General features: G+C 62.9%; 21 protein-coding genes. 16 read left to right on the top strand and 5 right to left on the bottom strand.

Annotated elements, in window-relative coordinates:
- Positions 1-4: 4 nt before the first annotated feature.
- Complete coding sequence (locus ABF859_RS07815; protein ID WP_415527206.1) at positions 5-2,005, top strand: M1 family metallopeptidase; 2,001 nt, start codon at positions 5-7, stop codon at positions 2,003-2,005.
- A gap of 141 nt (positions 2,006-2,146) precedes the next feature.
- On the opposite strand, the gene ABF859_RS07810 is transcribed toward ABF859_RS07815, so the two are convergent.
- Both ABF859_RS07810 and ABF859_RS07805 read right to left on the bottom strand, forming a co-directional pair.
- Positions 2,147-2,572 (bottom strand): flagellar biosynthesis regulator FlaF, encoded by a 426-nt coding sequence (locus ABF859_RS07810; protein ID WP_415527205.1) that lies wholly within the window; start codon positions 2,570-2,572, stop codon positions 2,147-2,149.
- Positions 2,573-2,722: 150 nt separating this feature from the next.
- The gene (locus tag ABF859_RS07805) at positions 2,723-4,198 is read right to left on the bottom strand and encodes a flagellin (protein WP_415527204.1); all 1,476 of its coding nucleotides are present in this window, start codon (positions 4,196-4,198) and stop codon (positions 2,723-2,725) included.
- A 178-nt stretch (positions 4,199-4,376) separates the two neighbouring features.
- Between ABF859_RS07805 and ABF859_RS07800 the strand changes: the two genes are divergently transcribed.
- From ABF859_RS07800 to ABF859_RS07785, 4 genes are all read left to right on the top strand, one after another.
- On the top strand, positions 4,377-5,609 hold the full coding sequence (locus tag ABF859_RS07800) for a putative DNA modification/repair radical SAM protein (RefSeq protein WP_415527203.1): 1,233 nt from the start codon (positions 4,377-4,379) through the stop codon (positions 5,607-5,609).
- Positions 5,606-7,108 (top strand): UdgX family uracil-DNA binding protein, encoded by a 1,503-nt coding sequence (locus ABF859_RS07795; RefSeq protein ID WP_415527202.1) that lies wholly within the window; start codon positions 5,606-5,608, stop codon positions 7,106-7,108. Before ABF859_RS07800 ends, ABF859_RS07795 begins: the two co-directional genes overlap by 4 nt.
- A gap of 172 nt (positions 7,109-7,280) precedes the next feature.
- Positions 7,281-8,387 carry an HlyD family secretion protein gene (locus tag ABF859_RS07790; protein WP_415527201.1) on the top strand — a complete coding sequence of 369 codons (1,107 nt, stop codon included), beginning with the start codon at positions 7,281-7,283 and terminating at the stop codon, positions 8,385-8,387.
- Positions 8,384-9,961 carry a DHA2 family efflux MFS transporter permease subunit gene (locus tag ABF859_RS07785; RefSeq protein ID WP_415527200.1) on the top strand — a complete coding sequence of 526 codons (1,578 nt, stop codon included), beginning with the start codon at positions 8,384-8,386 and terminating at the stop codon, positions 9,959-9,961. The genes ABF859_RS07790 and ABF859_RS07785 overlap by 4 nt, the downstream gene beginning before the upstream one ends.
- Here the strand turns inward: ABF859_RS07785 and ABF859_RS07780 are convergent.
- A complete protein-coding gene (locus ABF859_RS07780) occupies positions 9,955-10,623 on the bottom strand; it encodes a TetR/AcrR family transcriptional regulator C-terminal domain-containing protein (protein WP_415527199.1) in 669 nt (222 codons plus the stop codon). The genes ABF859_RS07785 and ABF859_RS07780 overlap by 7 nt on opposite strands.
- A gap of 98 nt (positions 10,624-10,721) precedes the next feature.
- On the opposite strand from ABF859_RS07780, the gene ABF859_RS07775 reads away from it, so the two are divergent.
- Positions 10,722-12,299: an efflux transporter outer membrane subunit gene (locus ABF859_RS07775; protein ID WP_415527198.1), complete on the top strand. Its 1,578-nt coding sequence runs from the start codon at positions 10,722-10,724 to the stop codon at positions 12,297-12,299.
- 50 nt (positions 12,300-12,349) lie between these two features.
- On the opposite strand, the gene fbaA is transcribed toward ABF859_RS07775, so the two are convergent.
- Positions 12,350-13,426 (bottom strand): class II fructose-bisphosphate aldolase, encoded by a 1,077-nt coding sequence (gene fbaA / locus ABF859_RS07770; RefSeq protein ID WP_415527197.1) that lies wholly within the window; start codon positions 13,424-13,426, stop codon positions 12,350-12,352.
- 170 nt (positions 13,427-13,596) lie between these two features.
- On the opposite strand from fbaA, the gene ABF859_RS07765 reads away from it, so the two are divergent.
- From ABF859_RS07765 to ABF859_RS07740, 6 genes are all read left to right on the top strand, one after another.
- Positions 13,597-14,364, top strand: a complete 768-nt coding sequence (locus ABF859_RS07765; RefSeq protein ID WP_041111363.1) for a response regulator — start codon at positions 13,597-13,599, stop codon at positions 14,362-14,364.
- Positions 14,365-14,435: 71 nt separating this feature from the next.
- The gene (locus ABF859_RS07760; protein WP_415527196.1) at positions 14,436-15,749 is read left to right on the top strand and encodes an ATP-binding protein; all 1,314 of its coding nucleotides are present in this window, start codon (positions 14,436-14,438) and stop codon (positions 15,747-15,749) included.
- Between the two features lie 117 nt (positions 15,750-15,866).
- The gene (locus ABF859_RS07755) at positions 15,867-16,430 is read left to right on the top strand and encodes a NifU family protein (protein ID WP_415527284.1); all 564 of its coding nucleotides are present in this window, start codon (positions 15,867-15,869) and stop codon (positions 16,428-16,430) included.
- A gap of 3 nt (positions 16,431-16,433) precedes the next feature.
- On the top strand, positions 16,434-17,066 hold the full coding sequence (locus ABF859_RS07750; RefSeq protein ID WP_415527195.1) for a malonic semialdehyde reductase: 633 nt from the start codon (positions 16,434-16,436) through the stop codon (positions 17,064-17,066).
- 11 nt (positions 17,067-17,077) lie between these two features.
- Positions 17,078-17,698, top strand: coding sequence for a tRNA (adenosine(37)-N6)-threonylcarbamoyltransferase complex dimerization subunit type 1 TsaB (gene tsaB, locus ABF859_RS07745; RefSeq protein ID WP_415527194.1), 621 nt, complete (start codon positions 17,078-17,080; stop codon positions 17,696-17,698).
- Positions 17,699-17,742: 44 nt separating this feature from the next.
- The gene (locus tag ABF859_RS07740) at positions 17,743-18,150 is read left to right on the top strand and encodes a GNAT family N-acetyltransferase (RefSeq protein WP_415527193.1); all 408 of its coding nucleotides are present in this window, start codon (positions 17,743-17,745) and stop codon (positions 18,148-18,150) included.
- Here the strand turns inward: ABF859_RS07740 and ABF859_RS07735 are convergent.
- On the bottom strand, positions 18,137-18,379 hold the full coding sequence (locus ABF859_RS07735) for a sulfurtransferase TusA family protein (protein ID WP_415527192.1): 243 nt from the start codon (positions 18,377-18,379) through the stop codon (positions 18,137-18,139). The genes ABF859_RS07740 and ABF859_RS07735 overlap by 14 nt on opposite strands.
- 87 nt (positions 18,380-18,466) lie before the next feature.
- Here ABF859_RS07735 and ABF859_RS07730 point away from each other — a divergent pair, with 87 nt between their 5' ends.
- The 4 genes from ABF859_RS07730 to lnt all read left to right on the top strand — a co-directional run bounded on the left by ABF859_RS07730 (position 18,467) and on the right by lnt (position 22,028).
- Positions 18,467-18,874: a MucR family transcriptional regulator gene (locus ABF859_RS07730; RefSeq protein WP_415527191.1), complete on the top strand. Its 408-nt coding sequence runs from the start codon at positions 18,467-18,469 to the stop codon at positions 18,872-18,874.
- 103 nt (positions 18,875-18,977) lie between these two features.
- Positions 18,978-19,511, top strand: coding sequence for a Fur family transcriptional regulator (locus ABF859_RS07725; protein WP_415527190.1), 534 nt, complete (start codon positions 18,978-18,980; stop codon positions 19,509-19,511).
- 110 nt (positions 19,512-19,621) lie between these two features.
- A complete protein-coding gene (locus ABF859_RS07720; RefSeq protein ID WP_415527283.1) occupies positions 19,622-20,452 on the top strand; it encodes a GNAT family N-acetyltransferase in 831 nt (276 codons plus the stop codon).
- 76 nt (positions 20,453-20,528) lie between these two features.
- Positions 20,529-22,028, top strand: coding sequence for an apolipoprotein N-acyltransferase (gene lnt, locus ABF859_RS07715; RefSeq protein WP_415527189.1), 1,500 nt, complete (start codon positions 20,529-20,531; stop codon positions 22,026-22,028).
- The last annotated feature ends 16 nt before the right edge of the window (positions 22,029-22,044 follow it).

The raw sequence follows: 22,044 nt of genomic DNA, 5'->3' as shown, positions 1-22,044 counted from the left end.
CCGGATGTCTGTGCGCCTTTTTCTGCTTCCTCTGCTGGGAGGCGTGCTCGTTCCCGCTGCCCTGTTGCCCGCGACCGTCACCGCAAAAACACTTGCTGACCCCGCAGCCGTCTTCGCTCCCCTGACCCTCCCCGATGCCCCGAACGCCTATCGCTCTGGGTCGGGTCTTCCGGGCCCGCAATACTGGCAGAACCGCACGGATTACGTCATCCATTCGCGGATCGACACACAGGCCCACGTCCTGCACGGCTCCGAAACCGTGACCTACAGCAACAACAGCCCCGAGGCGCTGGACGTCCTGTGGCTCCAGCTTGACCAGAACATTTACCGGGCCGATACGCGCTCTGCGATTGGAGCGGTCGCCAGCAGTCATAATCTGGCCGGCAACCACACCGACGGCATGGTGATCGAGCATGTTTCGGTCGTGCAGGGCGGGCGTGAAGTCGACGTCACACCCCTGATTTCCGACACGCGGATGCAGCTCACGCTTCCCCGTACGATCGACCCGCATGGCGTGGCCTTCGTGAAGATCGACTGGCACTACACGCTGCCCGGTCCGTGGGGTGGCCGCACGGCTGTCACGCCGACACGCGAGGGCGACATCTATGAAGTCGCGCAGTGGTATCCGCGGCTGAGCGTCTATGATGACCGCCGTGGCTGGAATACGCTGCCCTATCTGGGGCAGGAGTTCTTTCTGGAATATGGCAGCTTCGATTACAGCGTCACCGTGCCGTGGAACTACACGCTGGTCGGTTCCGGCGCGCTGCTCAATCCCGAACAGGTCCTGACCTCCGTCGAGCGCAGCCGTCTGGCGCAGGCGGCACAGAGCGACACGCGCGTCATGATCCGCACGCTCGATGACATTACCGATCCGAAAAGCCATCTGAAGCAGAACGGCGAAGTTACCTGGCATTACGGCATGCGCAACACGCGTGACGTGGCGTTCACGGCTTCACCTGCTTTCGTCTGGGACGCCGCGCGGATCAACCTGCCGCCGATCGTGCCTTGGGCGAACTATCACGCCGTGCCCCGGCTTGCGATGTCGGTCTATCCGCGTGAAGGGATCGGGCCGCATGGCTGGGACCGTTCGACGGATTACGTCAAACACGCCATCGAGTATTTCTCGTCACAGTGGTTCGAATATCCCTGGCCGAACGCCGTCAATCTGGGTGGACATGGCGCGGGCATGGAATATCCGGGTATCGTCTTCGACGGTATGAGCGACCGCGACCCGGAACTGTTCTGGATCACGACGCATGAACTGGGCCACGGCTGGTTCCCGATGATCGTCGGTACGGACGAACGTCGCAATGCCTTCATGGACGAAGGTTTCAATACGTTCATCGACGTCTATGCGTCCGACCATTTCAACAATGGCGAGTTTGCCCCCAAGCGTGATTCCGAGTTCGCTCCCAAGACCGGCAATCCCGCACAGGACATCGTCCCGGTCCTGACCGATCCGGATGCCCCCGTGCTCATGACGGCCGCAGACAGCGTGTCCGAAAAATACCGCCACAGCGTGACCTATTTCAAAGGCGCCTATGGCCTGAAACTCCTGCGCGAACAGATCCTCGGCCCGGTCCGGTTCGACGCGGCCTTCCGGCGTTATATTTCCGAATGGTCGTTCAAACACCCGTCGCCATCGGATTTCTTCCGCCTGATGAGCAGCGAAGCGGGCGAGGATCTGGGATGGTTCTGGCGCGGCTGGTACTTCACCAATGCCGCCCCCGACTATGCGCTGGGTGAGGTGCATCACGATGCCGGAAAGTCCGCGACCGTGCAGGTCCGCAATTACGGGGCGCTTCCGCTTCCCGTTCTTCTGCGGGCGGAGTATGCGGATGGCAAATCGGACGAACTCCGCATCCCTACGGAAGCCTGGCGCCAGAGCAGCGATATCGTCGTTTCCCTGCCAGCGCATGATGGCCTCAAAGCCGTCACACTGGACCCGGATCATGTCATCCCGGATATCGACCGCTCGGATAACCGGCTTGCCATCACGCCCTGATGTGACGGAGACGTGCGAGGACCAGAATGCTTCGCACGTCCTGTTCGGCGGAACACGAAAAAAGGGCGCCGGACTGAGACGGCGCCCTGAATCATCTTTTTAGGCAGTGGTGACGTGAGGGGTGGTCAGGCGCGCCGGATATCAGCCGACAAGTTCCAGCGACGATCTTGCGGCAGGGGTGGAATAGGCACTGGGCATGGAGGGTGCGACGCCCTGAGGCACAGGTGCGGAGGAGGCCAGACCTTCGATCATGTCATTGTTGACATCGATGAGGGGTTGCAGATCTTTCGGGGCATTGAAGGCGGCGTTGGAATACCGCATCGACCATGACCCGATCTTGATGAGATCATCACGCAGAACAGGCGGAAGCGGGCAGTCGACTCGCTCGACGCTCAGGGACAGAAGGCTCCAGAGTTTCAGATTGGCTGCCAGAGCCGCCACCTTTTTCTCATGATCGCTGGCCTGCGACAGTAGCGCATTGACGTGCCGGAACGCCATGACCTCGACTTCCCGGGAGGAAAGGTAGCTTCCGGACTGTTTCTGGTACTGTGAGGATGCATAAGTCACGAAGGCAAACTCCTTTCGGGAAAGACTGTTTCAGGAGCCGCTACAGGATGGGGTAACGGCTTCTGAAGCAGTCCCGCGCGCGTGGCCGGGACCGCAGCAGGGTCTGGGCCTGGAGGGTACCGGACAGACCGGTACCCTCCAGAAACCTGATCAGCCGCGGAAGAGGCTGAGCAGGGTGGAAGACTGCGAGTTCGCAATCGACAGGGACTGAACAGCAAGCTGCTGCTTCGTCTGAAGCGAGGTCAGCTTGGCGCTCGCCGCTGCCAGATCGGCGTCCGTCAGCGCACCGACGCCTGTCGTCAGGGCGTCGGACAGGCTGGACGTCGTGGTCTGCAGGTTGGAGATCGTCGTGCTGGAATAACCGATCGTGGATGCCGTACGCGTCACGCTCGAAATCGCTGCCTGGACAACAGTACTGACGACGGCAGCGCCTGTGACGGCTGTGGGGGTGGCTGCGGAGTTCAGCCCATTGGCAGCAGTCAGGGCATCGCTTGATGTGTCGAGATTGTTGCCAGCAACCGTCAGGTGGTTGTCAGAATCGCGGCTTACGGCAAAGCCCTGATACTGCATGGCCTGCGTGAGCAGATTGGTCTTGTTGACCATCTTCTGGCTGGCAGAACCGGTCGTCGTTGCCGTATCTGAGCCGGTGGCACCGCTGAGATCAACGTCGGAGATCACGGTTTTGGCGGTCGCATTGCCGTTCGAATCGGTGCCCGTCGTAACGGTGTAAACGGCGTTGCCGTTTCCATCCTTGGAGGCAACAACGCTCTTGCCGTTGGCCAGTGAGAACGTCACCGAGCCATCGGAAGCCGTAGTGGAGGTGGTGGTAGATGCAGCTTCCGTTAGTTTGCCGCTGGCGTCATAGCTGAATGTTCCACCAGAAGCAGTGTTCAGCGCCGATAGCGCATCCGTCTTCTTGCCGTCTTCATCCATGACAAAGTTGTAGCTGACCAGCGGGTCTGTTGCCGTTCCCATCGCGGCAGTCGTGGTCGTTCCTGTGGTTCCCCCAGCAATCGCCGGTACGCTGCTCAGTTTGAGAGACTGGGAACCGGTATAATCCGTGCTTCCCAGAGCAATGTCCATGCCTGCCGTGTCCATGCTCAGGTTCTTCAGGCCGAGGCCGGCGGACGTCACGTTGAAGCCGTTCTGCGTGAACATCGTGCCCTGGGAGTCCATGGCGGTGGACAGGGTCGTGTAGGTCGTACCGTTGCCCGTCTGGCCGGACAGCAGGTTCACGCCCTGGAACTTCGCGCCGGTCGCGGCGGAGTCGATGGCGGACAGCGTCTTGGTAATGGCATCGTTCAGGGTCGAGTTGTCGACGCCCGTCGTGTTCGTGCCGATCGTGGTCGCGAGCGACTGCAGGGAAGCCGAGATGCTCGACAGGCCCTGCGTTGCGGTGTTCAGCACCTGAGCGGAGAACTGAAGGCCCGTGGAAACGCCCGACAGCGTCGAGATCTGGGCGGTCATGTTCTGGGCAATGGAGTACATTGCGGGATTGTCAGAGGCCGTGTTGACGGACTTGCCCGTGGAGACCGTGTTTTCGGTCTTGTTCAGGTCAGCCGTCGTCTGATTGAGGCTCTGGAGTGCGGCCATTGCCGCAGTGTTCGTATTGATTGACAATGACATTGAATCTGTTCTCCGTCGGTGCAGGTTTGCACCCTCAGGATAGGGGGGAGTGGTTAACGGAAGCTGAATCCGCACCGTTAAAAAAAGCCCGGCGGAAATAACGGAAAACCGGAAAACAACAGGTTAATTTCACGTTTTCTCTTGCGCTCCATACTTTGGAACGAAATAAGAACACGTCATGAAGAAATCCCTCTCCCAGCGCCTGGCGATTCTGTCCGATGCCGCCAAATACGATGCGTCCTGCGCGTCGAGTGGCTCGGGGCGCCGGGACTCGTCAAAGAGCGGCGGCCTGGGCTCCACGACGGGAAACGGGATCTGCCATGCCTTCACGCCGGACGGGCGCTGCGTGTCGCTGCTCAAGATCCTGCTGACCAATTTCTGCGTCTATGACTGTGCCTACTGCATCAACCGTTCGTCCTCGAACGTGGAACGCGCGCGCTTCACGCCCGAGGAGGTTGTATGGCTGACGCTGGAGTTCTACCGGCGCAACTGCATCGAGGGTCTGTTCCTGTCCTCGGGCATCATCCGCTCCTCGGATCACACGATGGAGCAGCTTGTGCAGGTGGCGCGGGACCTGCGGCTGAAGCATGGCTTCCGGGGGTACATCCATCTCAAGACTATTCCCGATGCGTCCCCGCGTCTGCTGGAAGAAGCGGGGCGCTATGCGGACCGGCTCTCGATCAATGTGGAAATGCCGACCGTCGCCGGGCTGGAGCAGTACGCCCCACAGAAAAAAGCGGGGGGTATTCGGCAGGCGATGGGCGAAATGCGCCTGAAGATCGACGCGGGCAAGGAGCGCAGCCATACCGGGCGCCGGGCCGAGCGGTTTTCGCCGGGCGGACAGAGCACGCAGATGATCGTGGGGGCGGATGCGGCGTCCGATCAGGACATTCTGGCCAGCAGCGCCAATCTTTATGGCTCCTACGGGCTGCGGCGGGTTTATTATTCGGCCTTCAGCCCCATTCCGGACGCTTCCGCCCTGCTCCCCGCGAAAAGTCCGCCCCTTCAGCGTGAGCACCGGCTCTATCAGGCGGACTGGCTGTTCCGGTTTTACGGGTTCGCTTTCGGAGAACTGACGGCTGGCCGCGCGGACGGGATGCTCGATCTGGAGCTGGACCCCAAGCTGGCCTGGGCGCTGGACAACCGGGCGCTGTTCCCGCTCGACCTGAACCGGGCGCCAAAGGAAATGCTGCTGCGGGTGCCGGGGCTGGGGGTGAAGGCCGTCGCCGCCATTCTCAGGGCGCGGCGGCATCAGGCGGTGCGGCTGGAGGATCTGGCGCGGCTGAACGTGTCCATCCGCAAGGTCCGGCCCTTTGTGCAGACGCCGGGCTGGAGTCCTGCGCGTCTCACGGACCGGCACGATCTGCGGAGCCTGTTCAGCCCTGCGCCCCGGCAGATGAGCCTTCTGTGACGCGCTATGTGCTGACGCTTGAGGACAGTGCCGCGTTCGAGCCTTGGCGGGAGATGGCCCGTGGGGCATTGCAGCGCGCCATCCCGCCTGAAGCCATCGACTGGCGCATCCGGGGTGGCGAGACGGATCTTTTCGGGCAGCTTGCCCCTGTGGGTGACGGACTGGAGGCGCTGACGGCCATTCCTGTTGTAAAGACCGTGACATTGCGCGCGTCCTGCATCGCGCTCCTGCGGGATATGCTGTGCCATTCCGATCCCGCCCGGTTCGCGCTCGCCTACCGGATCGCCTGGCGCGTGCAGGGTAATCCGCATCTGCTGGAGGTGGCGACAGATGCCGATATCGCAAAGGCGCGCATCATGGTGCGGCAGAACCGGGAGGACTGCCACAAGATGGCGTCCTTCGTCCGTTTCCGGGAAGAACCCGGTCAGCACGACGAGGGGCAGCACGGCGGACGGCGGCACTTTCTCGCATGGTTCGAACCCGAACATCATATCCTCGAACGCATCGCCCCGTTCTTCGCCAGGCGCTTCACGGATATGGACTGGATGATCCTTACCCCGCGCGGCTCAATCCGCTGGGACGGGAAAGAGTTGGTCTGCGGGACGGAACCCTGCGAGCGGCCGGAACTGGACGATGGGTTCGGGGAGTTGTGGAACACGTATTATGCCTCGACCTTCAATCCCGCCCGTGTCCGCACGAAAGCCATGCGCCGGGAAATGCCGGGGCGTTACTGGAAGAACCTGCCCGAAACCCGCCTGATCCCACAGCTCGTTTCCGGGGCGGAAGCGCGGGTCCGGAAAATGGCGGAGCAGGACCTCCGGCCCGCCCCCGCCTTTCATGAACGGCTGAGGGCCCGTGAGCAGCTTCCGGTCCAACCGCTGCCGGACCTGCCGGAGACACTTGAGGGGCTGGCCGTTCAGATCCGGAACTGCACCGCCTGTCCGCTGCACTGTCCGGCCACGCAGGCGGTCGTCGGGGAAGGGCCTGCGACGGCGCGCATCATGGTGGTCGGCGAACAGCCGGGGGATCAGGAGGATCTGGCGGGACGGCCTTTCGTCGGTCCGGCCGGACAGCTTCTGCACGGGGCTCTCGAAGAGGCTGGCGTGGACCGTACCGCGCTGTATCTGACGAATGCCGTCAAGCATTTCCGGTTCCGCCTTCAGGGGCGCCGCCGCATCCACCAGGCCCCGGATGGAGGGCATGTCGTGGCCTGCCGTCCCTGGCTGGAACAGGAAATCGCACTGGTTCGCCCGAAACTCATCGTCTCGCTGGGGGCCACGGCGCTCAAGGCACTGGATGGTCCGGGTCTGGCAATGGCGGACGTGCGGGGGACGTCATGGACGGTGGGGGCGGGAGAGAACGCGGTCCAGCGTCTGGCCCTTGCCCATCCGTCCTGGCTGCTGCGGCTGGAGGAGGGGCCACGGCGCGATATCGAGCGGCAACACTTCGTCGAGGGCCTTTTCCGGCTTCGCTCCTTTCTGGATCCGCGGGAAGAGTGAGGGATCGACGCGCAGGGAGGAAATGGAAACGGATCAGTTTTTTGCTGCTTGAAGCCCGTGAGACGATATGTCATGGATGACCGAACCGATCGGTCAGTAGAGGGTTTCCAGACCCCGCACAGCATATCCGGTCACGATCTGACAGACCTGTTTTCAAAGCGAGACAAACATTATGGCGCAAGGCGATCAGGCCGAGCACGCGCAGGATGACACGACATCCGACAAGAACGGAAAGCCGCAGAAAAAGCGTCATCCCCTTGTCCGGGTCGCGCTGATCCTGCTGGTGGTTCTGGTTCTCGTGGGTATCGGGGCCTATCTTTTCCTGACCCGCAACAACATCGAGACGGATGACGCCTACACGGCCGGTCGCAAGATCGCCATTGCGCCCCACGTCAACGGTTATGTCACGCAGCTTCTGGTGAACGACAACCAGTTCGTCCACACGGGCGACCTGCTCGTGCGGATCGACAGCCGGGACTACGCGGCGTCGCTGAACAAGGCCGAAGCCGCCGTGTCGCAGGCGAAAGCCAATATCGACGCCTATCAGTTGATGCTGGCCGTGGCGCACAAGAACTTCCCGGGACAGCTCGTCACCGCGCAGGGCAATCTGGCCGCGGCACAGGCGCAGCTCGTCAAGGCCGAGGCCGATTACCGCCGTCAGCGGTCGGTGGCCCGTGCCGCAACGTCGCAGCAGGACATCGACTATGCCCGCGCCGCGCTGGATCAGGCGAAAGCCCGCGTCCTTCAGGCCCAGGGTCAGTTGACGCAGGCCGAGCCGGTCAAGGAAAACGTGGCCAATGCCGATGCCCGCGTCGTGCAGGAACAGGCTGCTCTCGCTTCCGCCAACGCGGATCTGACGCAGGCCCGGCTGAACCTCGAATGGACGGAAGTGCGCGCGCCGCATGACGGCTGGATTTCCCAGCGTAACGTCGAGCGCGGCAATTTCGTGCAGACCGGCCAGCAGATGTTCTCCATCGTCGAACCGGAAGTCTGGGTCGTGGCGAACTACAAGGAAACGCAGCTCACCCACATGCGTCCGGGCCAGAAGGTGGACATCGAGGTCGATGCCTATCCGCAGCTCGAACTGCATGGCCATGTGGACTCCATCCAGCTTGGTTCGGGTGAATCCTTCAGCGCCTTCCCCCCCGAGAACGCGACCGGCAATTTCGTGAAGACGGTGCAGCGCATCCCGGTCAAGATCGTGGTGGACAGCGGCCTTGATCCGAACCTTCCGCTGGCCCTTGGCCTGTCTGTCGTGCCGACGGTTTATGTGAAATGAGCGATACTGCCGGGCATCAGGACTGGAAACCCAGTCACAATCCGTGGCTTGTGGCCGTCACGGTCACGCTGGCGGCTTTCATGGAGGTGCTGGACACCACCATCGTCAACGTGGCGCTGCCGCATATCGCGGGATCGCTCGGCAGTTCGTATGATGACGCCACCTGGGCGCTGACGTCCTATCTGGTGGCGAACGGAATCGTCCTGACGATTTCAGGCTGGCTCTCGCGGCTGTTCGGCCGCAAGCGCTACTTCCTGATCTGCATCACGATGTTTACCGTCTCGTCCTTTTTGTGTGGACTGGCGACGTCGTTGCCGATGCTGGTGGTGTTCCGGCTCATGCAGGGCTTCTTCGGCGGCGGCCTCCAACCGAGCCAGCAGTCCATCATCCTGGACACGTTCCCGCCCGAAAAGCGCGGCGCGGCGTTTGGCCTGACCGCCATCGCCACCATTGTCGGCCCGGTTCTGGGTCCGATGCTGGGCGGCTACCTGACGGACAATTTCTCCTGGCGCTGGATCTTCTTCGTCAACGTGCCCTTCGGCATCATTACGGTCATGGCCGTGACAGCCTTCGTCGAGGATCCACCCTGGGAGCGCAAGAAGCGCGAGAAGGTGGACGTGATCGGCATCAGTCTGATCACGCTGGGCCTTGGTTGCCTCGAGGTCATGTGCGACCGTGGCGAGGATGACGACTGGTTCGGCTCGCCCTTCATCATTACCATGGCGGTGCTTGGCGTGATCGGCGTCATCGGGGCGATCGTCTGGTTGTGCTACGCGAAGAACCCGCTGGTTCGCCTGTCCGTTCTCAAGGACCGCAACTTCGCGACAGGCATGCTGCTGATCTCGATGGTCGGCGCCACGCTCTATGCTTCCGCCATCGTCGTCCCGCAGTTCGCCCAGCAGGTGCTTGGTTATACTGCGACCAATTCCGGTCTGCTGCTCGCACCCGGCGGCGTGGCGGTGATCTGTCTGATCCCGATCGTGGGACGGCTGATGACGTTCATCCAGATGCGCTACATCATCGCGTTCGGGTTCTTCGCCATGGGCATGGCCATGTTCCAGGCCTCGAACCTCTATGCCGGGACCGATTTCAGGCATCTGATGTTCTACCGCATCAGTCAGACGGCCTCGCTGGCCTTCCTGTTCGTGCCGATCTCGACGATCGCGTATTCGACCTTGCCGCGTGAACTGAATTCCGATGCGTCGGCGCTGTTTTCGATGGCGCGGAACTATATCGGCTCTCTGGCGATTTCGCTCGCCACGGCGGCCATCATTGAAACCCGGCAGCGTCATCAGAACTACGTCACGGACCACATGACCCCGGCGAACCCGGAGTTCAACGCCTATATCGCCAACGCGCAGCAGGTCGCCCAGGCCCATGGAATGCCCGCCGCGCAGGCCCACAGCTTTGCCATGTACCGGCTTTTCCAGGATTTTACCTCGCAGGTCTCCATGCTGGCCTATAACGAGGTGTTCGACTGGATCGGCGTGATCGCGCTGTTCGTCGTGCCCCTGTGCTTCCTGCTGTCACCGAACGGCAAGAAGGAGGCTCAGGCCTCGGGCGGCGGTCACTGATGGCGCGGTTCGTAGATCTTCAGGAAGCTGTCGGCGGTGAAGGCGGCGAACGCCGCGATCGCGGCGTCGCTGTCATCGACCGGCATCCCGAACCGCCGGCGCTGCACGATGCGGGCCTGGCACATGAGCATGAACTGCTCGGCCGACAGGCGCGGATCGGCGATGTCCAGCTCCCCGCGGGCCACGCTGCGCGTCAGGTATTCCGTCAGGTTGCGCAGTGTGCGGTCGAAGCCGTAGCGCCAGAACGTGTCGGCCAGATTGGGGAATTTATCGACCTCGCCGACAATGATGCGATACAGCCCGAGCGCCACGGGCGACACAAGCAGATGAACGGTCATTTCCGCGAACCGCACCAGCGTCACGCGGACGGACTGTCCGTCGCTGCGCGAAAGCGCCTCGATCGGGGCGAGGCGGCAGCGGGCCTGTTCTTCAAAGAACGCGGAAAACAGGGACGCCTTGCCATCGAAATGGTTGTAGAGCGTCCCCTTGGATACGCCCGCCATCTGCGCAATCTGGGACATGGACGCCCCTTCGTACCCGTTCGCCAGAAAGACGGTTCCGGCGCCCTTGAGGATCTGCTCGCGCTTGGCGCATCCCGCAGGATCGGTGATGCCGGCCCCGTCGGGAGTGCCCGCGCCACCGTCGTCCATGATGCCCGTCATGTGAGCGAAAGGTCCTTCTGTCCGTCAGGTCGAGTTCCTGACATGCTGACCGAACCGGTCGGTCACCGCAAGATCATTTCCGCCTCAGGAGTTTCTTTGTGAGCGCAGCCTTCACTTCCCGCGCGCTGCTTTGCGGCTGCGCCCTGTTCACCCTGTCCGGCTGCCTCATGGTGGGGCCTGTATACCATGCGCCCAAGCCCTGGTCGCCGGCCCATTACACCGACCATACGGCCGGCGCGCCTGACAGCATCGTCAGCGAAATGAAGGCCGACAGTCACTGGTGGCAGGTCTTCCACGATCCCGAGCTGACGTCGCTGGAAGACCGTCTGGTCAACCAGAACCTGTCCTTCCGCCTCGCAACCGCCAATCTCGCGCAGAGCCGCGCACAGCTTATCATGGCGGGTGCCGAGCGCTTTCCGGCCCTGAGTGCCTCGGGTTCGTACCAGCGCAGCCAGTACAGCACCAAGCAGTTGCAGGAAATCATCGGCCACGTTGCGGGCGGCATTGCGAAGTCCGAGGGTGGCTCGATCGGCAGTACGGTCGGACCGATGCTTCAGGATGCCGCCGGTGGCGCCAACATCCCACTGCTGAACCAGTGGCGCAGCGCGATCGACGCCACCTACGAAGTCGATCTGTGGGGCCGTGTGGCGCATCAGTACGATGCCGCCAAGGCCGACCTTCAGGCGACAGATGAAGAGCGTCGCTCCGTCCTCATCGCGCAGCAGGCCGACATGGCGCATGGCTATATGAGCCTGCGCGGAGATCAGCAGCGCCTGAAGATCCTGCGCGACAACATCCAGATCCTCACCCAGATTGCCGCCATTGCGCAGGAGCGCTATCGCGGGGGGCTGGTGACGGAGCTGGACGTGGATTCCGCACAGGCCCGGCTGCATGACACGCAGGGTCAGGAAGCGCAGCTCGAACAGGCCGTCGCGCAGGAAGAGAACGCACTCGCCCTGCTTCTCGGTGCGCCCCCGGAAAGCCTGAACACCGAGCTGGAAAAGAACGCCGGCGTGCCGGTCGTTCCGCCGGTCGTGCCAGTGGGTCTCCCGTCCGAGCTGGCCCATCGCCGTCCGGACATCCGTGAGGCCGAAGCCCGTCTGCGCGGGTCGGTCGCCGAAGTGGGCGAAGCCACGGCGGATTTCTATCCGAAGGTCACGATCAACGCCGATTTCGGCTTTCAGACCCTGTCTTTCCGCGATCTGGGCTTCTGGAACGCGCGCGCCTGGAACGTCGGTCCGTCCATCTCCCTGCCGATCTTCCAGGGCGGCCGTCTGTACGGTCAGCTCGAACTGAAGAAATACGCGCAGAAGGCGGCGGCGATTTCCTATCAGCAGACGGTCATCAAGGCCTGGCATGACGTGGACAACGCGCTGATCGCCTATCGTGACGAGCAACTGCACCGTCAGGGGCTACAGAACGCCGTCAACGACAACGGCAAGGCGCTCATACTGGCCCAGAGCCAGTACAGCAGCGGCCTGACGAACTACCTGAACGTCCTGAACGCGCAGGCGCAGCTCCAGTCCGCCCAGCTTGACCTCGCCAGCAGCGACGCCACGCTGGCGACCAACCTGACGCGCCTTTACAACGCGCTCGGCGGCGGTTGGGAGGATGCACTTCCCGACAGCCGGGACGTGGCCAAGGCACAGCTCGCCTCCGCCACCCCCGGCCCCTGAAATCCGGCAAACCCGTTCAGGAGGCCGGAGCCTCCTGAACGCCGGTCCCGTCAGGATTTGCGGGCGATGGACCGGCCCTTGGAGCCCAGGATCTCGAAGGCCTCATCCAGCCGTTCGACGATGGATTTCTCCCCCACGCGCAGCCATTTGCGAGGATCGTAGAGGGACTTCATCGGCTTGTCGGTGCCGGGATCGATCTGGTGCTGGAAGGCCACCGGATGTTCCAGAACGTAGCTGCCCACACCTTGGGCAAAAGCGAACTGGATATCAGTGTCGAGGTTCATCTTGAACACGCCGTAGGACACGGCAGCGTCGATTTCCGCGAGCGTCGAGCCTGACCCGCCATGGAACACCAGCGGCAGCGGCTTGGGACCGCTCTGCGTCGCTTTCTGCACGGCATCCTGCGAGTTTTTCAGGATTTCGGGGCGAAGCTGCACATTGCCCGGCTTGTAGACGCCATGCACATTGCCGAAAGACGCGGCGATCGACACGGTTCCGATCGGGGAGAGCAGGTTCCACGCCTTCAGGACGTCCTCGGGCTGCGTGTAGAGATGTGCGTTGTCCGCACCCTCTTCGAGGTCATGGCCGATGCCGTCCTCCTCGCCGCCCGTCACGCCCAGTTCGATTTCCAGACCCATGCCCAGAGGCGCCAGACGCTTCAGCATTGAGGCCGAAGTCGCAAGGTTCTCTTCCAGCGGTTCCGTGGAGAGGTCGAGCATGTGGGACGTGAACAGCGGTTTTCCGGTTGTCCTGAACTCGTCCTCGCTCATCGTGATGAGGTCGTCGAGCCAGGGGATCAGCTTGCGGTCGGCGTGATCGGTATGGAGGATGACGGCGATGCCGTATTCCTTCGCCAGAAGATGGACATGACGCGCCATCGAGGCCGCACCAAGGACGCGGGCGCGGTGGGCATCCGGCAGGCCTTCACCGGCATAAAAACGCGCGCCACCGTTGGAGACCTGGATGACGACGTCCGATCCGTTGCTGGCAGCGGCTTCCAGAACTGCGTTGACGCTGTCGGTGCCGACGACATTGATAGCGGGGAGGGCATATTTTCCTTCATGGCAGGCCCTGATCAGGGCCGTATAACTGGCGCCACTGACGACGCCGGGTGAAACTCGTGACATTGGCGACTCCAACACAACGCATGAAACGGGCCAGCAGAACGGGCATGGCCGTGATGCGTTGTACTGTACGATGCTAATCTGTTTTCGTCATGAGCGCTCAAGTATCGGGAACAGTTGTTGTCAGGATTTGTTGCTTGTGATGCCAACCCTGTGGAGACTATGGAAAAGACATGGTGCCAAATCTTTCCGACCCCGATCTTCCCGCCCGTATCCTCGTCGTCGAAGATGACGCAGGCATGCGGACCCTCATTCTCCGTGCCCTTCAGGGCGGCGGTTTCCGTGCCCGTGGCGTCGCCTGTGGGGACGAGATGTGGGCTGCGCTTGAGGTGGCCCCCGTCGATCTCATCATCATGGACATCATGCTGCCGGGCAAAAGCGGCATCGAACTGTGCCGCGCGCTGCGCAGCGGACAGGGCGCCACGCATGAGAACGAAACCCCGCCGGCCCAGGTCCCGATCATCATGGTCTCGGCCCGTGGCGAGGAACGCGACCGCGTGAACGGTCTCGAATCGGGCGCGGACGACTACGTTCCCAAGCCCTTCGGCCAGCGCGAACTTCTGGCGCGTGTGCGTGCGGTGCTCCGCCGCGGAATCGCCACCGGTGCCCCGCAGGAGCGTGTGCGTCGCGAGACGCTGCGTTTCGCGGGCTGGACGCTCGACCTGCGCCGCCGCGAACTGACGGACCCGTCCGGGGCCACCGTCGATATTTCCGGCGCCGAACACGATCTGCTGACCAGCTTTCTGGATAACCCGCAACGGGTCATCGCCCGTGACCGGCTTCTGGAACTGTCACGGACCCGTCTGGGCGATGTGTCGGACCGCAGCATCGACGTTCTCGTCAGCCGCCTGCGCCGCAAGCTGGGTTCGGACGCGGATCAGTTGATCCGCACCGTGCGCGGTCTGGGTTACATCTTCGTGGCCGAGGTTGAACGGGTCTGAACATCCAGAATCGCATTCTGTTATGGCCGCTGGGGCTGGTCGGGCGCGTCTGCGTTGTCCTGACCGTCGCAGTGACACTGGTGTTCCTGACGAATGCCATTTTCTACGGTCAGGCAGAGACCTACATCGTCGATGACGTGCGCATCGCCCAGTTGGGGGAGGCGCTGAGCACGGATCTGCGCGTGCTCGCCGCCGCCCCGGTCAGCCAGAGATCCTTTCTGGCCGTCATGCTCTCGGGTAGTGAACTCAGCGTGGCGTGGCAGCCTGCCTCGATCACGCCCGCGCTGCCGGGACACCATCCGGTCGCCCTGACCCAGCTCGTCAGGCGCCTGACGGCTGACGATCCCATTCTCGAACAGGCCCATCTGGACCTGTACACGCTTGGGCCGGGAAGCGCGGACGTACTGGGCTCGCAGCGCCTGCCGGACGGAAGCTACATCCATTTCCGCGTCCCCGGGATGCTCGGGCATCACCGCGTCACGCGGGGCCTCGCCTCTGCGGCCATCGCGGCCGGGGCCGTGGCCATTGCGGCGGCCATGCTGATCCGTGGCCTCAGCATGCCACTCCGTGCGCTGGTCTCGGTGGCGGACCGCATCGGCTCCAGCGAAAAATGGGTGCCACTGGCCGAACGTGGTCCGCCTGAAGTGCGCGGGCTGGCCCATGCCATCAACGCCATGCAGGACCGGATCCAGAGCCTCATCAACGACCGGACGCAGGCGCTGGCGGCTGTCTCGCACGACCTGCGAACACCGCTGACCCGTCTTCGCCTGCGCTGCGGCTTTCTGAATGACGGAGAGGCACAGGCCGCCATCGAAGCCGATCTGGACGAGATGGAAGCCATGGTGAACGGCATCCTCGCCTATCTTGCCGGCGCGGATGATCCGGAAGTGCCCCGCACCATCAATATCGTCGCCACGCTCGAAACCCTCGTGGACGATCATGTCGATCGCGGACACGAGGCCCGTTACGAGGGGCCGGACCGCGCGCTGGTCCATGTTCGTCCGCTCGCCATGAAGCGTGTGCTGTCGAACCTGATCGAAAATGCCATCAACTATGGCGGGAATGTTCTCGCCACCTTGCGGACCCGCGAGGACGGCGCGCTGGAAATCGCCATCAGCGACAGCGGTCCCGGCATCCCCGAAAGTGAATATGAACGCGTCCTGACGCCGTTCTATCGTCTGGAAGGGTCGCGTTCGCGGGCTACGGGGGGAATCGGACTGGGTCTGGCGATCGTGCAGCGCGAAATCTCGCGCGAGGGCGGTTCACTGGTGCTGGGGCGCGGGGACGCCTCGAAAGGGTATGGCGGCCTGTGCGCCACCATCATCCTGCCCCGGGGACTCCCGTCTCCCGCAAGGAAAACCGAGGGACAGGGCGAACAGGTCTGAAAAGGTGCGGCCGGCCGTTAAAAACACGGGAAGTCGGACCAATGCAGTCCCGACACTTGCACCTTCGGGCGAAGTGGCACATGTCAGGGCGGACTGGAACGCAAGGACATGATCACAATGTTCATCGAGACCGAAGACACTCCCAACCCCGCCACCCTGAAGTTTCTGCCCGGCCGCAGCGTGACCGGCGATGCCCGTCCCGTCGATTTCGGCGATGCGGATGTTGCCGCCGGACGCTCCGAACTGGCCAGCGCCCTCTTCGACCAGCCGAACGTGCGCCGCGTCTTCCTTGGCGGCGATTTCGTCTCCGTCACCAAGTCCGACGACATCAGCTGGGGCGACCTCAAGCCCGTCGTGCTGGGCACGATCACGACCTTCTTCGAAAGCGGCCGCCCGGTCCTGTCCGGAACGCAGTCTGCGCCCGAACATGACGTCTCCCCCGAGGATGCCGAAGTCGTCAGTCGTATCCAGGACCTGCTCGATACCCGCGTGCGCCCCGCCGTCGCCGGTGACGGCGGTGACATCGCCTTCCGCGGCTACAAGGACGGCGTGGTCTACCTGGCCATGCAGGGCGCCTGCTCCGGCTGCCCGTCCTCCCGTGCGACCCTGAAGCACGGCGTCGAGAACATGCTCCGGCATTATGTTCCCGAAGTCGTCTCGGTCGAACAGGTCGAGGACTGAACCATGGACGGCCAGACACCTGCGAGTGAAACACTCCCCTGCGGACCGGTTCCGGGCGCGGAAGCCCTGTTCACGCAGGCCCGGACCCCGCGCAGCTTCTCGCCGCGCCCGGTCGGGGAGGATGTCCTGCGCCATTTGTACGATCTGGTGAAGCTGGGGCCGACCTCCGGCAACTGCTCGCCGGGTCGCTTCGTCTTTCTGACGACACGGGATGCCCGCGAGCGTATCCGCCCCGCCCTGTCGCCGGGAAACGTGGCCCGCGCGATGGCGGCTCCGGTTCTGGCTGTCGTCTGTCATGATCCGCTGTTCTTCGAGGCGTTGCCGCGCCTGAACCCGCAGGAAGGTCTGCGTGACTGGTTCGCCGCCGATGTGGGCCTGTCCGACGAGACGGCGTTCCGCAACGGCACGCTGGAAGGCGCCTATCTGATCATGGCCGCCCGGATGCTCGGCCTGTCCGCCATGCCCATGTCCGGCTTCGACAGCTTCATGGTCGAGGACACGCTGCTGAATGCCACCGGCTGGCGCGTGAACTTCCTCGTGGGGCTTGGCTACCCGGCGGAAAATGAACCCGCCCCCGATCACGCCGAGCCCCGCGCTCCCCGTCTGGACTTCGGCGAGGCGTGTCTGTGTCTGTAAAGACGGGGTCTGTGAGGACAGTCGTTTTCAACGGGGCAGGGGCGGGCACCGGTCTGACCAGTCTGGTGGCGCTGGTTGAGGACGGACATGTCGTTGCGGAAAAACTGATGGCCGGTCGTGGCGCTTCCGAGCATTTCGCTCCCGCCATCCGCGATCTCCTGACGCAGAACAACTGGACCACCGCCCCTGATTGCGTCGTCGCCGTCATCGGCCCGGGCTCGTTCACCGGTCTGCGTTCCTCCCTGTCGCTCGCGGCGGGACTGGCGGCGGGCTGGAACTGCCCCACGATCGGCGTCACGCTCGGTGCGGCCATCCGCGCCACCCTTGCGCGTCCGGACGCCGTCTGTGTGAGTATCGCCCGTCGTGGCCGGGTTTTTGTCGATCCGCCGGAAGGGCCGGTTCTGGCCCGTCAGACCGTTGATCTCGACCCCACGGGCTGGGCCTGCGTGACGGGGGATGCCGTCTCCGAAAAGAGTGACTGGCCCTGTCCCGTGCTCCCCTGCGAGGCCCCCCATGCGCTGGGCATCGTACAGGCGGCGGAAACCGTCGCGCCCGGGCCGCTCATGCCGCTTTATGTCGATCCGCCCGAAGCAAAGCCCCCGGCTGCCGGTCTGAGGCCTGCGCCACTGTGAACAGTCCTGAAAAGGATTCCCAGTCAAGGCTCCAGTTCCGGAAAATGGGCATCGAGTGCGCACCACTTCTGGCGGCCCTGCATGAAGTCACGTTTTGCGGCGGCGAAGTCTGGGACGCAACTTCCTTTGCCGCCCTGCTTTCGGGTCATGGGACCGAAGTCACTCTGGCTCTGATGGGCAAGGACCCGGCCGGTTTCATCCTGTCACGGACCGTTCTGGACGAAACGGAGATCCTGACCCTGGCCGTGCATCCGGATTTTCGTCGGCGGGGCATCGGAAAGTCCCTGGTGCGGAGTGTTCAGGGCAAAGGAAAAGTATTTCTGGAAGTCGCAGTATGTAACACTCCTGCTCTCGCGCTGTATGTGCAGTGCGGTTTTGTAAAAGCAGGGCTCCGTCGTGGTTACTACAGGGACGGAAGTGACGCGCAGGTGCTTGTTTCTAACGACGCCTGAGACTCAGGCAATAAAGATCTGTGCCTTCAGTAACAGGTAAATCTGCCAGAATTGCATGGCCCAGTGCCTGTACCGATGCCCTGACATTTTTCCGTGTCTCTGTTCCGCGGAGGCGTACGTCAAGTCTCTGACCGGAAGTCATGGCGTCCAGTTTTGCCCGTACATATACTGTCGTCATGGGGCATGTTTTTTCAGTTATATCTATGAAAAATGTTTCATTTTCTGTCACGAACACGTTTCTTTCTTTTTATGCTTGAATGCAGCAATTTATGACTGCTACATGCTCACTCGCTCAAGGATGAAGGACTTATCTATCATGTCGCAAGAGACAAATGCTCCCGAACTGCATCAGTTGACCGCCCAGATCGTTACGGCTTATGTATCAAATAATGATATTCCGGCCGACGCTCTCCCGGCGCTGATCCGGTCCGTTCATGACTCTCTTGCAACGGTGAATGTCCCGGAAGAGGTTCCTGCCGAAAAGCCGGTGCCCGCCGTTTCGCCGCGCAAGTCGGTTTTCCCGGACTACATCATCTGCCTGGAGGACGGAAAGAAGCTGAAGCTGCTGCGCCGTCATCTCAAGACCGCCTACAACATGACCCCGCAGGAATACCGCGAGCGCTGGGGCCTGCCGCCGGAATATCCGATGGTCGCTCCCAACTATGCGAACCACCGTTCCTCCCTGGCTCGCAAGATCGGTCTCGGCCGTCGTCGCGAAGACTGAGTGTCCTTTTCCCTGCCTTCGGTCTCTTCATCCCGACGGCAGGGAAACCCTGACAGGCTCCATAAATTGGACAACAAGCCTGTTTTTCGGCTAGGCCGCAGATATGGTCGCAGATACGAAAACCGCTGAGAGACGCGTCAGCCCAGGGAATCGGAAGGTCCCTTCTTCCCCGGTGCCGGATGATTCGCACATTGCCCGCCTGTGTGTGGAAAGCGGTCTGAAAATGACCGGCCAAAGACGTGTGATCGCGCACGTCCTGTCCGTTGCCGACGACCATCCCGACGTTGAGGAACTGTACCGGCGCGCATCCGAGATCGACAGCCGCATTTCCGTGGCGACGGTCTATCGCACGGTGCGCCTGCTGGAAGAAAAAGGCATCCTCGAACGCCGCGATTTCGGTGGCGGGCGTGCACGGTACGAAGCCAGCGACAGCGGGAACCACTATCATCTGATCGATGTGGACAGTGGCCGGGTCATCGAGTTCGAGGACGAAGAGACGGTACGTCTTCTGAGCCGGCTGGCCCAGCGTCTGGGATTTGATCTTGTCTCCCATCGTATCGAGCTGTTCGGTCGTCGCGCCGAAGCCGGTGACAGGAAAGACTCTCCTCCAGAAAATAGGAACAAGAGCGGATCATGACCACCAAACCGGCTGGCACGCCCCATTCCGCTCCGGATGACGACACCGTCTCCCCAGTATCGGCGCCGGCCCCGCATACGCTGACCAGCAGCGAGGAAACCCTGCGCCAGATGGAGACGCTCTCCACGCTGTCCCTGAACCGTGATGGCGGCTTTCAGGAACTGCGTGGCGGTACGCTCGGTGTGCGTATTGCCGAAACGGCCGAAGAGCGCGACGCGGCACAGGCCCTGCGTTACCGCGTCTTCTTTGAGGAACTCGGTGCACACCCCGACGAACGCGCCTTCCGCACCAAGCGCGATGTGGACGAGTTTGACGAGGCCGCCGATCACCTTCTCGTTATCGACCATGCCAAGGGCCCCGGTGCCGCCGGTGTGGTCGGGACCTACCGTCTCCTGCGTTCGGACGCAGCTGAGAAGGTCGGGCGCTTCTACACGTCGTCCGAATACGACATCTCGACCCTGACGGAGTTTCCCGGGCGCCTGCTCGAAGTCGGACGCTCCTGCGTGGCGAAGGAATATCGCGGCCGGTCCGCGATGCAGCTCCTGTGGCGCGGCATCGCGTCCTACATCTTCCTGCACCGGATCGACGTCCTGTTCGGCTGCGGCAGCCTTCCGGGCACCAATCCGGACGCCCTGGCCGACCAGCTCACTTACATGCACCACAACCATCTGGCCCCGCCGGCCCTGCGCATCCGTGCGCTGCCGGACCGCTATGTGGAAATGCAGCGGACCGATCCGCATGTGCTGGACTTTCGTGCCTGCCTCAACAAGCTGCCCCCGCTGATCAAGGGCTATCTGCGTCTGGGCGGCTATGTCGGGGACGGGGCCGTGGTGGACGAGCAGTTCAACACCACGGATGTCGCCGTTCTGGTGAAGAGCGAGCTTCTGGCGGACAAGTATTACCGCCATTACGAACGCCGCCTCCGCGACGCCCTCGACTGACAGCCTGTTCGCAGCCGGATCTTCAGGATCCGGCTGTTTTTCTGTTTCAGCCCTTCGTCAGCCGGACGGTTTCCTCATGATTTCGACGCTCCCTGTCCGTGGCTGGCGCCTTGCCGGACTGATGCTGCTCGCCGGAGCACTGGCAGCCCTGTCCCTGCCTCCGGTCCACGCCCTGTTCCTGCTGCCCGTGGGTCTGATGATCCTCTACCGCGTGTCGGAGGATGCATGGTCGTGGAAACAGGCGGCGTGGTGTGGCTTCCTGTTCGGCATGGGCTTCCATACGGTCGGGCTGTACTGGCTCACCAATGCCATCCTGACGCGGGTCCACGAGTTCTGGTGGGTCATCCCGTTCGCCTCTCCCGGTGTGGCGCTGCTGATCGCTCCCTTCATCTGCGTCCCGGCGATCCTGTGTCGCGTGGTGCAGCCCGGCTGGCGGCGGGTGCTGATATTCGCGGGAAGCTGGACCGTCATGGACATGGGGCGCGTCTTCATGTTCTCGGGCTTTCCGTGGAATCCGCTGGGAAGTGACCTTGAATTCCCGGGTTTCGCCGGAGACGTCATGATCCAGCCGGCTGCGGTTCTGGGTGTGGATGGCCTCTCTCTGGCCCTCGTGCTTGGCTCACTCGCCCTGTTCCGTGGCAGACGCGCGGCGCTGGCCGTGCTGGCCGTATCCGTGCTCTGGATCGGCTTCGGCACATGGCGCCTGTCGTCCGCCACGCCGCTGAACATCAGCAATCCCCGCGCGGTTCTGGTGCAGGGCAACGTGCCCGAAGCGGAAGTCATCAGTCATGCGGACGCGGTCGGCAATTTCCGCCGTTACCTGAGCCTGACGGCACAGGGCGCACAGAAAGCCTTCGCACAGGGTGGCCGTTCCCCCGTGGTCATCTGGCCGGAATCCGGCTTCCCCGGCCTGCTGGACGAGGACACCCTTGCTCGTGAGATGATCGCCCGTGCCGCAGACGGCGCTCCGGCGCTGGTCGGTTCGGATCGGCAGTCCGGAAAGGACTGGTTCAACAGCCTGATCGCCGTCGCTCCCGATAGCAGCATCGCGGCCATCTACGACAAGAGCCGCCTTGTCCCGTTCGGCGAATACCAGCCCTGGATCTTGCCTTTTAACGTCCTGCCGGGCGTTCTGACGCCGGGGCCGGGCCTGAAAACATGGGATCTGCCGGGCATGGGGCGCGTGGGGCCGATGGTCTGCTACGAGATCATCTTCTCCGGCTCCGTCACGGCTCGCAATGACCGCCCGGACTGGCTCGTCACGATCTCGAACGACGCCTGGTACGGCAACAGCGCCGGTCCCCGCCAGCATCTCGCCACCGGACGGATGCGGGCCGTGGAAGAGGGCCTGCCGGTCGTTTTCGCCAACAATACCGGGATTTCCGCCATCTATGACGCCACCGGACACGAAACGGCGCGTCTGGGCTGGGGCCGGGCCGATGTGCTGGTCAGCGACATCCCGTCGCCACTCCCACCGACGTTCTTCTCCCGTTTCGGCCGCGCCACGCCACTTACCCTGTCGCTCCTGTGCATGCTGGTAGCGCTGCTTCCCGCAGGTCGGAGACGACGCGGATAGGTTGTTAAGGCGCAAA

The sequence above is a fragment of the Gluconobacter sp. genome (assembly GCF_047722525.1).
Lineage (GTDB): Bacteria > Pseudomonadota > Alphaproteobacteria > Acetobacterales > Acetobacteraceae > Gluconobacter.
This window is presented reverse-complemented; position numbering and strand designations above follow the sequence as displayed.

Coding starts and splice junctions, on each gene's coding strand:
- lnt (WP_415527189.1), top strand. CDS start 20,529: ATGATTTCGACGCTCCCTGTCCGTGGCTGGCGCCTTGCCGGACTGATG.
- ABF859_RS07785 (WP_415527200.1), top strand. CDS start 8,384: ATGAGCGATACTGCCGGGCATCAGGACTGGAAACCCAGTCACAATCCG.
- ABF859_RS07730 (WP_415527191.1), top strand. CDS start 18,467: ATGTCGCAAGAGACAAATGCTCCCGAACTGCATCAGTTGACCGCCCAG.
- ABF859_RS07780 (WP_415527199.1), bottom strand. CDS start 10,623: ATGACGGGCATCATGGACGACGGTGGCGCGGGCACTCCCGACGGGGCC.
- ABF859_RS07790 (WP_415527201.1), top strand. CDS start 7,281: ATGGCGCAAGGCGATCAGGCCGAGCACGCGCAGGATGACACGACATCC.
- ABF859_RS07725 (WP_415527190.1), top strand. CDS start 18,978: ATGGTCGCAGATACGAAAACCGCTGAGAGACGCGTCAGCCCAGGGAAT.
- ABF859_RS07765 (WP_041111363.1), top strand. CDS start 13,597: ATGGTGCCAAATCTTTCCGACCCCGATCTTCCCGCCCGTATCCTCGTC.
- ABF859_RS07800 (WP_415527203.1), top strand. CDS start 4,377: ATGAAGAAATCCCTCTCCCAGCGCCTGGCGATTCTGTCCGATGCCGCC.
- ABF859_RS07750 (WP_415527195.1), top strand. CDS start 16,434: ATGGACGGCCAGACACCTGCGAGTGAAACACTCCCCTGCGGACCGGTT.
- ABF859_RS07815 (WP_415527206.1), top strand. CDS start 5: ATGTCTGTGCGCCTTTTTCTGCTTCCTCTGCTGGGAGGCGTGCTCGTT.
- ABF859_RS07740 (WP_415527193.1), top strand. CDS start 17,743: ATGGGCATCGAGTGCGCACCACTTCTGGCGGCCCTGCATGAAGTCACG.
- fbaA (WP_415527197.1), bottom strand. CDS start 13,426: ATGTCACGAGTTTCACCCGGCGTCGTCAGTGGCGCCAGTTATACGGCC.
- ABF859_RS07805 (WP_415527204.1), bottom strand. CDS start 4,198: ATGTCATTGTCAATCAATACGAACACTGCGGCAATGGCCGCACTCCAG.
- ABF859_RS07755 (WP_415527284.1), top strand. CDS start 15,867: ATGTTCATCGAGACCGAAGACACTCCCAACCCCGCCACCCTGAAGTTT.
- ABF859_RS07720 (WP_415527283.1), top strand. CDS start 19,622: ATGGAGACGCTCTCCACGCTGTCCCTGAACCGTGATGGCGGCTTTCAG.